10 protein-coding genes are annotated in these 12,300 nt (G+C 70.2%); 4 read left to right on the top strand and 6 right to left on the bottom strand.

What is annotated here, in order from left to right; translation table 11 throughout:
* Window positions 1-56 precede the first annotated feature (56 nt).
* The 3 genes from ACTWQO_RS29655 (at window position 57) to ACTWQO_RS29645 (ending at window position 4,758) form a co-directional block, all read left to right on the top strand.
* Window positions 57-1,217, top strand: coding sequence for a serine hydrolase domain-containing protein (locus ACTWQO_RS29655; protein ID WP_443240437.1), 1,161 nt, complete (start codon window positions 57-59; stop codon window positions 1,215-1,217).
* A 143-nt stretch (window positions 1,218-1,360) separates the two neighbouring features.
* Complete coding sequence (locus ACTWQO_RS29650) at window positions 1,361-2,587, top strand: cytochrome P450 (protein WP_443240436.1); 1,227 nt, start codon at window positions 1,361-1,363, stop codon at window positions 2,585-2,587.
* 167 nt (window positions 2,588-2,754) lie between these two features.
* Window positions 2,755-4,758, top strand: coding sequence for a flavin monoamine oxidase family protein (locus ACTWQO_RS29645; protein ID WP_443240435.1), 2,004 nt, complete (start codon window positions 2,755-2,757; stop codon window positions 4,756-4,758).
* Window positions 4,759-4,792: 34 nt separating this feature from the next.
* Here the strand turns inward: ACTWQO_RS29645 and ACTWQO_RS29640 are convergent, their stop codons facing one another.
* Window positions 4,793-5,179, bottom strand: coding sequence for a winged helix-turn-helix transcriptional regulator (locus tag ACTWQO_RS29640; protein ID WP_443240434.1), 387 nt, complete (start codon window positions 5,177-5,179; stop codon window positions 4,793-4,795).
* Between the two features lie 106 nt (window positions 5,180-5,285).
* Here ACTWQO_RS29640 and ACTWQO_RS29635 point away from each other — a divergent pair, with 106 nt between their 5' ends.
* Window positions 5,286-6,134: an NAD(P)H-binding protein gene (locus tag ACTWQO_RS29635; protein ID WP_443240433.1), complete on the top strand. Its 849-nt coding sequence runs from the start codon at window positions 5,286-5,288 to the stop codon at window positions 6,132-6,134.
* A gap of 9 nt (window positions 6,135-6,143) precedes the next feature.
* On the opposite strand, the gene ACTWQO_RS29630 is transcribed toward ACTWQO_RS29635, so the two are convergent.
* The 5 genes from ACTWQO_RS29630 to ACTWQO_RS29610 all read right to left on the bottom strand — a co-directional run bounded on the left by ACTWQO_RS29630 (window position 6,144) and on the right by ACTWQO_RS29610 (window position 12,121).
* A complete protein-coding gene (locus ACTWQO_RS29630; RefSeq protein WP_443240432.1) occupies window positions 6,144-6,800 on the bottom strand; it encodes a response regulator in 657 nt (218 codons plus the stop codon).
* A complete protein-coding gene (locus tag ACTWQO_RS29625) occupies window positions 6,797-8,113 on the bottom strand; it encodes a sensor histidine kinase (RefSeq protein ID WP_443240431.1) in 1,317 nt (438 codons plus the stop codon). Before ACTWQO_RS29625 ends, ACTWQO_RS29630 begins: the two co-directional genes overlap by 4 nt.
* A gap of 126 nt (window positions 8,114-8,239) precedes the next feature.
* Window positions 8,240-10,456: an MMPL family transporter gene (locus ACTWQO_RS29620; protein WP_443240479.1), complete on the bottom strand. Its 2,217-nt coding sequence runs from the start codon at window positions 10,454-10,456 to the stop codon at window positions 8,240-8,242.
* Window positions 10,457-10,607: 151 nt separating this feature from the next.
* On the bottom strand, window positions 10,608-11,480 hold the full coding sequence (locus ACTWQO_RS29615) for an esterase/lipase family protein (RefSeq protein WP_443240430.1): 873 nt from the start codon (window positions 11,478-11,480) through the stop codon (window positions 10,608-10,610).
* Window positions 11,481-11,500: 20 nt separating this feature from the next.
* Window positions 11,501-12,121, bottom strand: coding sequence for a peptidoglycan-binding domain-containing protein (locus ACTWQO_RS29610; RefSeq protein WP_443240429.1), 621 nt, complete (start codon window positions 12,119-12,121; stop codon window positions 11,501-11,503).
* Between the last annotated feature and the right edge of the window lie 179 nt (window positions 12,122-12,300).

Below are 12,300 nucleotides of genomic sequence, written 5' to 3'. Positions count from 1 at the left end.
TTGGTGTCCGCATCGCAGTGAGCGGTGCGGACACCGACCCGCAAGGAGCACCCGCAATGAAGCGCACCGCCACCGCCCTGGTCGCCGCGATCGCCGCGTCCGTCCTGACGATCCCCGTGGCGTCCGCCGCGGCCAACTCCTCCCCGCAGTCCTCCCACGACTCGCTGCGGGACCGGGTGAACGCCGTGATGGAGACCGGGGAGACCGTCGGCGCCCTCGCCCGCTCGACGGGCCCGTACGGCAAGCAGCGCTCGGCCACCGCGGGCGTCAGCGACAAGGCCACCGGCGAGGCCGTGCGGCCCGGGGACCGGTTCAGGATCGCCAGCGCCAGCAAGACGTTCGTCGCCACGGTGGTGCTGCAACTGGCGGGCGAGGGGCGGCTGTCGCTGGACGACACCGTCGAGGACTGGCTGCCGGGCGTGGTCTCCGGCAACGGCAACGACGGCAGCAGGATCACCGTACGGCAGCTGCTCCAGCACACCAGCGGGCTGTTCAACTACACGGCGGACTTCCCGGCGTTCACCAGCGTGGACGGCTTCGAGGCCGGCCGGTACACGACCTGGACCGACGAACAGCTGGTCGCGATCGCGATGAAGCACCAGCCGGACTTCGCGCCGGGCACCAAGTGGTCGTACTCCAACACGGGTTACATCCTCGCCGGAATGATCATCAAGAAGGCCACCGGCCACAGCTGGCAGCAGGAGGTCACCCACCGCATCATCAAGCCGCTGCACCTGAGCCACACCTCCGCCCCGACCACCCAGACCCACATCCCCGGCCGCCATCTGCGCGGCTACTCCAACTTCGAGGGCTCCGGCGCGACGATCGACGTCACCGAGTTCAACCCGTCCGCGGGGAGCGCGGCAGGCGGCATGATCAGTACGTCGGCCGATCTGACCCGCTTCTACCAGGCGCTGCTCGGCGGTCACCTGCTCCGCCCGGCCGAGATGAAGGCGATGAAGACGACCGTACGCGCCGCGGAAATGGACGAGGTCTGGGCCGGCGCGCGCTACGGCCTCGGCCTGATGGAGGTCCCGCTGTCCTGCGGCGGCTCGTACTACGGCCACGGCGGCGACCTCCCCGGTTACACCACCCGCGACGGCGCCACCGCCGACGGCCGCCGGGTCGTCGTGCTGGCGACCACCGGCGACGGAGCGGCCGACCTGTCCACCGAGCACGCGCGGAACAAGCTGATCGACGGGGAGCTCTGCTCCTGAGACCCACCGAGACCGTTCAGGCCCGGAGCGCAACGCTTCGGGCCTGTCCGGCATTCCGGCCACTTCCCTCCTTCCGCGCACGGCCGCCACCGGATCACCATGGCCAAGTGCCGTGATGTGCCGATGAGTTGGGGTGATCTCCGATGGACAAGTCGACGATCGACGCGATTCCGGAGTACGGGACCAGCCGGGCGCCGGGCTGCCCCTTCGATCCCGCGCCGGCCATGGTGGCCCGGCGGGAGGAGGGCCCCGTGGTGCGGGTGCGGCTGTGGGACGGCAGCACCCCGTGGCTGGTCACCGGATACGCCGAGCACCGGGCCGTGCTGAGCGACCCCAGGGTCAGCGTCGTCCCGACCACCCCCGGCATGCCGAGGCTGTCCCCGTCGGAGGTGCACGCGGAGGCGACGGCACCCGCGCTCAGCTTCATCCTGATGGACGACCCCGAGCACGCCCGGCTGCGGCGGATGGTCACCGGTGCCTTCTCCGTCAAGCGGATCGAGGCGATGCGGCCGGTCGCGCAGCGGATCGTGGACGAGCGGATCGACGCGATGCTGGCGGGCCCGAACCCGGCCGACCTGGTGGAGGCGTTCGCGCTGCCGGTGCCCTCGCTGGTGATCTGCGAGCTGCTCGGAGTGCCGTACGACAGCCATGACTTCTTCCAGCGCAACAGCAGGGTCATCATCAACCGCGACTCCACCGGCGAGGAGCGGCGGGAGGCCATGATCGCGCTGTACATGTACCTGGACGGGCTGGTCGGCGAGAAGCTCGACGACCCCGGCGAGGACCTGCTCTCCGGGCTGACCGGGCGGATCAAGGGCGGTGAGCTGTCCCGCGAGGAAGCGGTGCAGATGGGCGTGCTGATGCTGTTCGCCGGCCACGAGACCACCGCCAACATGATCGCGCTGGGCACGCTGGCCCTGCTGGAACACCCCGGCCAGCTGGACCGCCTGCGCGAGAGCGACGACCCGAAGTTCGTCGCACGCGCGGTGGAGGAGCTGCTGCGCTATCTGACCATCACGCACGGCGGGACGCGGCGCGTGGCGCTGGAGGACCTCGAGATCGGCGGACAGCTCATCCGCGCCGGCGAGGGCATCGTCGTCGTCAACGAGACCGCCAACCGGGACGCCGCCGTCTTCGGCGACGACCCCGACCGGCTCGACCTACACCGCGACGCGCGCCGCCATGTCACCTTCGGCTACGGCATCCACCAGTGCCTCGGCCAGTCGCTGGCCCGCATGGAACTCCAGGTCGTCTACGGCACCCTCTACCGCCGCGTCCCCACCCTGCGCCTGGCCGCGGGCATCGACGACATCCCCTTCAAGCACGACGGGTTCATCTATGGCGTGTACGAACTGCCGGTCGCCTGGTGAGCGGCAGCCGCGGACAGCCGTAAACCTCCGGGCAGACGGCCGGAGTTGTGCTCAGGGGGCGTGTGGAGCGCCGATGGCTTCGGGCCGGGCCGGTGCGCTCCCCCGTTCCGGTGATCGGCATAGATCGCACTGTCGGACATAAGCCCTCGCGCTCTATCCATGAACACATGGATGAACTTCGCACGCCTGCCAGTCATCATCCGTTCTCCCGGCGCCGGTTCACCACCGCGGCGACCTTGGGACTGACCGCGACGGGATCCGCCGCCGTAGCCGCGCCCGCCGTTCCCCAGCAGGTCCCCGCCGCCCCCGCCGCGCCCTGCCCACCACGTTCCACCGACGGCTGGTCCACCTGCCTCGCCGTCGCCCGCGCGCTGCTGGTCGTCGGTGAGGACAACAAACCGCTCGTGCCCGGGTACAAGAAGATCATCGACTCGGGGCTGCCCCGGCCGAGAACCAAGGGCGGCAAGAAAGTGCTCGTGCTCGGTGCCGGGCCCGCCGGGCTGGTGGCCGCCTGGCTGCTGAAGCGGGCCGGGCACCAGGTGACGCTGCTGGAGGCCAACGGCAACCGGGTCGGCGGCCGGATCAAGACCTTCCGGACCGGCGGGCACGAGGACGCGAAGCAGCCGTTCGCCGATCCGGAGCAGTACGCCGAGGCCGGGGCCATGCGGATCCCCGGCAGCCATCCGCTGGTGATGAGCCTCATCGACCAACTCGGCGTCAAACGACGGCCGTTCCATCTCGTCGACGTCGACGGCGAGGGAAAACCCGTCAACCGCGCGTGGCTTCATGTCAACGGGATCCGAGTCCGGCGCTCCGACTACGCGAAGTCACCGCGCAGGATCAACCGTTCCTTCGGGGTGCCCCGCAAGTACTGGGACACGCCCTCCGCCACGATCCTGCGCGCCGCTCTGGATCCCGTGCGCGACGAGTTCAGCACGGTCGGGCCGGACGGAAAGCGCGTCGACAAGCCCATGCCCGAACGGGTCGAGGGCTGGGCGCGGGTGATCCAGCGGTACGGGGACTGGTCCATGTACCGCTTCCTGACCGAGCAGGCGGGCTTCGACGAGCGTACCGTCGACCTCATCGGCACCCTGGAGAACCTGACCTCGCGGCTGCCGCTGTCCTTCGTGCACAGCTTCATCAGCCAGTCGCTGATCAGCCCGGACACCGCGTTCTGGGAGCTGGTCGGGGGCACGGCGACACTGCCGGACGCGTTGCTGCGGGAGGTGGGCGACGTGGTGCGGATGGACCGCCGGGTCACGCACATCGAGTACTGGGACGCCGACCGCACCACCGGCAGCCATGTCCGCAAGGGCGGGCCGCACGTCTGGGTCGACACGGTGTCCGAGGGACGCGACGGCAAGGTCGTACGGGAGGAGTTCACCGCCGACCTCGCGATCGTCACCGTGCCCTTCTCCGGGCTGCGACAGGTGCAGGTCGCCCCGCTGATGTCGTACGGCAAACGGCGTGCGGTCGCCGAGCTGCACTACGACAGCGCCACCAAGGTGCTGCTCGAGTTCAGCCGCCGGTGGTGGGAGTTCGACGAGGGCGACTGGAGGCGCGAACTCGACGCCGTACGGCCCGGGTTGTACGACGACTACCGGCAGGGGAAGGCGCCCGCCGACGGAAGTCTCCTCGGCGCGCACCCCTCCGTACCGCCGGGGCACATCAGCCCGGCGCAGCGCGTGCACTACGCCGCGAACCGGTGGGCCGCCCGCGACCAGCCCGAGGCGGCGGACATCGTCGGCGGCGGCTCGGTCTCCGACAACTCCAACCGGTTCATGATCAACCCCTCCCATCCAGTGCCCGGCAGCAAGGGCGGCGTCCTCCTCGCCTCCTACAGCTGGGCCGACGACGCCTCCCGCTGGGACTCCCTCGACGACGACGCCCGCTACCCGCACGCGCTGCGGGGCCTGCAGCAGGTGTACGGACAGCGCATCGAGGTCTTCTACACCGGCGCGGGCCGCACCCAGAGCTGGCTGCGCGACCCGTACGCATACGGCGAGGCCTCCGTTCTCCTCCCCGGCCAGCACACGGAACTCCTCGCGGCCATCCGCGCACCCGAGGGACCGCTGCACTTCGCCGGGGACCACACCTCGGTCAAGCCGTCGTGGATCGAGGGGGCGCTGGAGTCGGGCGTGCGGGCGGCGCTGGAGGTGCACACGTCCTAGGGCCGTGGTGGAACCCCAGTGTCGATGTGCGGCATCAGGACGGCTCCGCGTCGTACGCGTGCCGGGCCTGATCAACCTTCTCCAGGTTGTCCGACGCCCACTCGGCAAGGTGGGCGAAGAGCGGGGCGAGGCTGCGGCCGAGGTCGCTGATCTCGTACTCGACGCGGGGCGGGACCTCCGGGTGGTACGTGCGCACGATCAGGCCGTCGCGCTCCAGTTGCCGCAGCCGCTGGGTCAGCACCTTCGGCGTGATCTTCGTGATCCGCCGCTCCAGCTCGACGAAGCGCTGCCGGCCGTAGGTGTGGAGGGCCCAGAGGATCGGTGTGGTCCAGCGGCTGAAGACGATGTCCACGACCGGGCTGATGGGGCAGGCGAGTTCGGGGTCGGAGGTCGACGTCCAGGTCTTCGCTTCGGCGGCCATAGGTACATCCCCCTGAGGTAGTCACTTTCCTCTGGGTACCTACTATACCGGCGGTGTTAGCGTCCTCCCGTTGGCGCAAATGCGCAGATGACAAGGGGAGTTGACCATGATCGTGGTGACGGGGGCGACCGGCAATGTGGGGCGGTCGCTCGTACGGATTCTGGTGGACGCCGGTGAGCCGGTGACCGCGACCTCGCGCTCCGCCGTGGAGGCGGAACTGCCGCAGGGGGTACTGCGCCGGGCGGCGGACCTCATCGACGCGGAGAGTCTGCGGCCCGTTCTCGACGGCGCCGACACGCTGTTCCTCCAGGACGGGGGTCCGAGCGCCCATCGGCTCGACCCCGCGCACCTCGTCGATGTCGCCAAGGCCGGCGGCGTACGGCGGATCGTGCTGCTGTCGTCCCAGGGGGTCGCGACCCGGCCAGGCTCCGCCTCGCACGGGGAGGCGGCCCGGTCCATCGAGGACGTCGTACGGCAGTCCGGGCTGGAGTGGACCGTCCTGCGGCCCGGCGGCTTCGCCTCCAACACCTACGCGTGGGCCGAGTCGGTGCGTACGACGCGGACCGTCACCGCGCCGTTCGGCGACGTCGGGCTGCCCGTCGTCGACCCGGACGACATCGCGGCGGTCGCGGCGGTCGCGCTGCGGGCGGGCGGTCAACATGGCGGGCAGGTCTACGAGTTGACCGGCCCCGCTGCCGTCACGCCCAGGCAGCAGGCCGCGGCGATCGGGGCCGCGCTCGGCGAGCCGGTGCGGTTCAGCGAGCAGTCCCGTGATGAGGCCCGCGCGCAGATGCTGCGGTTCATGCCCGAGCCCGTCGTCGAGACGACCCTCGACATCCTCGGCGAGCCCAACCCGGCGGAGCTGCGGATCAGCCCGGACACCGAACTGGTCCTCGGGCGGGCGCCGGGTACGTACGCCGGCTGGGCGCATCGCAACGTCGCCGCCTTCCGCTGACGTCCCAGCTCACGCGGGCCGCACCAGCCCCGTGTCGTAAGCGAAGATCACCGCCTGCACCCGGTCCCGTGCCCCGATCTTCGCCAGCACCCGGCTCACATGGGACTTGACCGTGGACTCGGCGAGCGAGAAGCGCTCGGCGATCTCGGTGTTGCTCCAGCCGGTGGCCATCGCGGTGAGGACCTCGCGTTCGCGTTCGGTGAGGGCGGCGAGGCGGCGTTCCTGGTCGGGGGTCTGGCCCGGCAGGCGGTCGGTGAAGGCGTCGATGAGCTTGCGGGTCAGGCCGGGTGCGATGACGGCGTCGCCGACGGCCACGGCCCGGATGCCGGCGATCAGTTCGTCGGGCAGGGCGTCCTTCAGGAGGAAGCCGCTGGCGCCGGCGCGCAGCGCCGAGTACGCGTACTCGTCCAGGTCGAACGTGGTCAGGACGAGGACGCGGGAGCGGCCGCCGGACTGGACGATGCGGCGGGTGGCCTCGATGCCGTCCATGCCCGGCATCCGGACGTCCATCAGCACGACGTCGGGGCGGAGTTCGGCGGTCATCCGGACCGCCTCGGCGCCGTGGGTGGCCTCGCCGACCACGCTCAGGTCGGGGTGCTGCTCCAGGAGCATGCTGAAGCCGAGCCGCTGCAGGGCCTGGTCGTCGACGATGAGGACGGTGGTCATAGCGGGCGCTTCTCCGTGGAGGTGGATGCCGGGGTGGTCGCGATCTCGAAGCGGGCGTGGACGGTCCAGCCGCCGCGGTCGTTGGGGCCGGCGGTGACACTGCCGCCGTACAGCGCGGCGCGTTCGCGCATGCCGACCAGGCCTCGGCCCTCGTCGCTCACGCGCGCGTGCAGCGATGGTCCGGTGTCCTCGACGGTGACGTCGACGGCGTCGTCGTCCGCGGTGATCGTGACCTGGACGGTCGTGTCGGCCGCCGCGTGCTTGAGGGTGTTGGTGAGGGCCTCCTGGACGACGCGGTAGACGGCGAGCTGGAGGCTGGGCGGCAGGTCGGTGCGGTGGCCCTCGGTGTGCAGGGTGACGGCGGGGCCGGCGGCGCGGACGCGCTCCAGCAGCGGGGTGAGATCGCTGAAGCCCGGCTGGGGGGCGAGGGGGGTGCCCTCGGCGGTGGTCTTCTCGTCGTCGCCGATGACGGCGAGGAGGCGGCGCAGTTCGGCGAGGGCGCCCCGGCCGCTGTCGGCGATGATGCGCAGGGTCTCGGCGCCGCGCTTGGGTTTGGCCTCGGTCAGTCCGGCGGCGCCGTTCGCGAGGCCGACGATGACGGCGAGGGTGTGGCCGAGGATGTCGTGCATCTCCCGGGCGACGCGGGCACGTTCGGCGGCGGCGGCGAGCCGGACGCGCTGGTCCCGCTCCACCTCCAGGCGCAGGGCGCGTTCGTGCAGGGCCCTGATGTACGCGTTCACCACCCGGCCGACCAGGCCCGCCGCGGCGACCGCCGCCACGAGGGCCGACTGGATGATCGCCACCACCGGAGCCTGCAGGCCGGTGTCCCGGCCGTCGTCGCGCAGGACGGTGGACACGGACGTCTGCGCGACGGCGACGGCCAGACAGACCGCCACCTGAACGGGCCGGCTGCTGCGGCCCACATTGAGCAGTGCCAGCACACGCGCGGCCTCGGACCCGGTGTTGGCGTCCAGGGGGAGAGCCACCGTGGAGACGACCGAGGTGAGGGCGAAGACCAGGATCGGCCGCCGCTGCCGCCACAGCAGCGGGACGCAGAAGGCGGCCATCAGGACCAGCAACGTCGGTACACCGGGCCCGGTGCCGTCCCCCGCGTCCTGGAGCGCGGGAATACCGAACGCCACGCAGAACAACGGACCCGCCCAGCGCCTGACCCAAGGACGATTCCGGTCGGCCTCCACCACCCGCTTGAGCGCACGCATGACCGCGACGTCCGAGCGCCGTTCGGCCCCGCCCAGCAGGGTCTCGGGCGGGACGGAGGCCACCGGCTGCCCGGCGGCGGTCGGTCCTGTCACGTCGTACGCCCTCTCGGTACAGGGGCCGCCCGCCGGTCCCCGGGGGGAGTGGGACCGGCGGGCGGGGCGGGTGGTCACGGCTGGGGTCGGGGCCGTACGCCTGCTTCGGATCGTACGGCCGACCGCTCAGCCCCTGCCGGTGGGCACGGGCTCGGGCTCCCGGTCGCTCTCCGGGGCCTTGTCGAGCAGGTGCCGCAGCTTCTCGCCCTCCACGTCCACGTTGGGCAGCAGGCGGTCCAACCAGCGGGGCAGCGACCAGGCCCGTCGGCCCAGCAGCGCCATCACCGCCGGAACGATGGTCATCCGGACCACGAAGGCGTCGAAGAAGACGGCGGCGGCCAGGCCCAGGCCGATCGACTTGATCATCGCCTCGTCGCTGAAGACGAACCCGGCGAACACGGAGATCATGATGACCGCGGCGGCCGTGACCACCCGGGCCCCGTGCCGGAAACCGGCGACGACCGCCTCCCTCGCCTCGGCCCCGTGGACGTACTCCTCCCGCATCCGGGTCACCAGGAAGACCTGGTAGTCCATCGCGAGGCCGAACACCACGCCGACCAGGAAAATCGGCAGGACGCTCACGATCGGGCCGGTCTGTTCGACGCCGAAGAGGTCCGCGAGCCAGCCCCACTGGAAGACCGCGACGACGACGCCGAGGGTGGCGAGGACGCTCAGCAGGAAGCCCGCGGCGGCCTTGATCGGGACCAGGATCGAGCGGAACACCAGCATCAGCAGGACCAGCGCCAGGCCGACGACCACGCACAGGTACGGGATCAGCGCGTCGTTGAGCTTGTCGGAGATGTCGATGTTGAGGGCGGTGGTGCCGGTGACCATCAGCTCGGCGCCGGAGTCGTCGTGGAGCTGCGGGCCCCGGTCGCGGATCTCGGAGACCAGGTCGACGGTCTGCTCGCTGGAGGGGGAGGAGCCCGGGACGGCGCGGATCAGGGCGACGTCGCCGGTCTGGTTGAACGTCGCGGGGCTCACCGAGGCGACGTCGGGCAGACCGTCGAGGAGGGTGACCGCGTCATTCGCGGCGGCCTTGGGGTCGTCGCTGCCGCGGGCGTCGACCACGACCGTCAGGGGGCCGTTGTAGCCGGGGCCGAAGCCGTCGGTGACGGTGTCGTAGGCGGTGCGCTGGGTGCTGCCGGGGGTGGCCGACTCGTCGCCGGGCATGCCGAGTTGGAGCGAGAGGGCCGGGATGGCGAGCAGCAGCAGACCGGCGACCGAGACGCCGAGGATCTTGACCGGGTTGCGCAGCACGAACATCGACCAGCGCACCCCCATCGGCTCGCGCTCGCCGTTCTCGATCGCCTTCATCCGGCGCGTTTTCAGTTTCCCCGTCGCGATGCGGGGACCGGCGAAGCCGAGCATCGCGGGCAGCAGGGTGAGCGCGATGACCACGGCGACGACGACAGCGAAGGCGGCGCCGAGACCGATGTCGGACAGGACCTTGATGCCGATGACGCTCAGCCCGGCCAGCGCGATGACCACGGTCAGCCCCGCGAACACCACCGCCGAACCGGCCGTACCGAGCGCGCGTCCGGCAGCCTCCTCCGGCTTGTGCCCGTCACGCAGCTCCCCCCGGTACCGGGAGACGATGAACAGGGCGTAGTCGATGGCGACCGCCAGGCCCAGCATCAGCGCCAGCGTGCTGGTGTTGGAGCTCAGGTCGATGAACGCGCTCGCGACGGTGATCCCCAGGATCGCCGCGCCGACCCCGAACAGCGCGGTCAGCAGCGGCAGTCCGGCCGCGACCAGCGAGCCGAAGGTGATGACCATGACGACGGCGGCGACCGCGATACCGATCAGCTCGGCCGCGCTCTGGTGGGGCTGCTCGCTGACGGCCGTGCCGCCCATGCTGACCGCGAGACCCGCCCGCTCGCCCTTCCCGGCGATCTCCTCCAGGTCATCACGGGCCCGGTCGGTGACCTCGGTCTCCGTGACCTCGTACGTCACCTGCGCATAGGCGACCGTGCCGTCCTTGCTGACGGTGCCGCCGGTGTACGGGTCGGCGACGCTCGCCACCTGCTCGGCCTTCCCGAGGTCCCCGACGAGCGACTCCACCTCGGTCTTGTGGACCCCGGACGTCAGCTTCTGCCCGTCCGGCGCCTCGAACACCACCCGCGCCGTGGCCCCGTCCGCCGACGCCTGCGGAAACTCCTTCTCCAGCAGGTCCAGCGCCTTCTGGGACTGCGTGCCGGGGATGGTGAACGCGTCGGACGTGCTGGCGCTGACACCGGCGGCCCCGATGCCGACGGCCGCCAGCACGGCTATCCACAGCATCAGGACGAGCCGTCGTCGCCGGAACGAGAACCGGCCCAGCCGGTAGAGGAACGTGGCCACGGAGAACTCCCGGAGGGGGTACGAGGAACGTGCCCCCACGCTAGGAACGTATTGCCGCGGCTCCTTGGGCCCGGAGAGGTGAATACGGCCGCCGGCACCGGTACTGCGGTGCCATGCGGCCGTCATCCGTCAGGTGTACTCCGTCCGAGACCTACGTGCTGGAGTGGTAGTAGACAGCCTGGCGGGCTCGCTCCAGTGGTGAAGCTCGCTCGGCATAGCCGCTCCACCTGGTGTGCTTGATGCGGGCCGTGTGCGTGCCTGTGTAGACCTTCACCAGCGACTGATGGTCACGGGTGAGCGGATTGTCGTTGGGCAGATTCCTGTACTGGATCTTGTGCTGCGCATGTGCGCCGACACCGGAACCTTCGGAGACGACCGCATCGTCAAACGATGAAAGCAGGGTCCAGTCGGTGCCCATCTGTGACCGGTAGAGGTTTTCCCCGAGGCTGTTGATGAAAGAGCTCCCCCTTTCCATCTGCCGGGCCTGGCGGAACTGGTCTTGGTACTCGCCCCAATTCGTGCCGTCGTGGGGGGTGCCGAGCGTCACGACATCCTCGATGTAGAGGTACTCCGGCCAGCCGTCCGTCCCACCCTTCAGAGCGACGTGGCGGAGCATGGTGCGGACGATCAGGCCGCCCATGGAGTGGGCGACGATGTCGACCTTCTTGTTGTCCCTCGAGTACAGATTGTGAATTCGCCGCGCGAACGCCTTCGCAACCGTGTTGAGCGACGTGTTGCGGTCACCGCGGAAGTTGTAAGAGCAGTTCGAGTTGCCGTTGTAGTACCCGTACGTGTACAGGTTCCCGTCCCAGTGCTTGTTCCTGAACAGGGTCCCGGCGTTCTTGAAGTAGTCCTCGCAGTCGTGCGTTCCGGCCGGGGCGTAACCGTGGATGAAGATGACGGTTTCCTCGCTGTTGCGTCGACTCGGGCCGGCAGCATTCGCCGGTGCGGCCGCGGTCAACATGATCGCGAGGGCCACCAGGGCGCTGATGAACAGCGTGACAAATCTTCGGGTCCGTTGCATGGCTCAGCCCTTTCAGACGGCTACGCGCAGGCGGGCAGGGTGTTGCGCGAGAAGCTGCGCACGTTGGTGGTGGTCTGGGCGTTGTCGCGGCCGTACCTACCGACCCAGACCACGAGCTTCTCGCTGTTGTACGCCCCGGCGTAGACCTTGCCCTGGGCTTCGATCCGGTCATCCGCGAGGGCATCTCCCTCAATGGGCCAATTGCTCTGCGACACGTAGAAGTTCCAGTTGGCGTTGTCGCCCGAGTTGTTCCACGCCGAGAAGCGGAATGCCGTCGAACTCTCCTTGCACATGTACACGGTGACCCCGGCCTTCCAGCCCAGCGCCTTGCCGTAGGTCGCCAGCTTCCGCCAGGTCTGGGGTCCGACCCTGCCGTCGACGCCGATGTTGGCGTCGTCCTGGAACGACCGGACGCGGCTGCGCGTCCCCGAGCCGTACACGCCGTCCACGCTGAGCCCGCCCAGGTTCTTCTGGAGCAACTTCACGCAGGTGCCACGGCTGCCGTAGCTCAGGTAGGTGCTGGAACAGCTCGCGGCCTGAGCTGAGGGAGCGGACGCCGCGACGAACGCGAACGTCGAGGCCACCACGGTGAGGGCTGTGGCCGAAGCCGTCAGCGCACGGTGGCGAGAGGTGGCAGACATGGCGGACCTTTCATCGATGATGTGGGCGTCCCGCGAGAGGACGCGGTCTCAGATGGCGCAGGAAGTGAGGTCGTGCGCAGCCGCCACGGCCGGTGTCAGCCCCCGTACGTCCCCCGTACGACGGGGACAGTAGCCCGGCCCGGTCGCTGAGTGTGACGGTCGTTCGCCCCACAAGGCAC

Origin of the sequence: Streptomyces sp. 4N124 (assembly GCF_052245395.1) — a bacterium.
Taxonomy (GTDB): Bacteria; Actinomycetota; Actinomycetes; order Streptomycetales; family Streptomycetaceae; genus Streptomyces.
The sequence above is the reverse complement of the archived record's forward strand: the minus strand, read 5'-3'. Positions and strand labels throughout refer to the sequence as shown.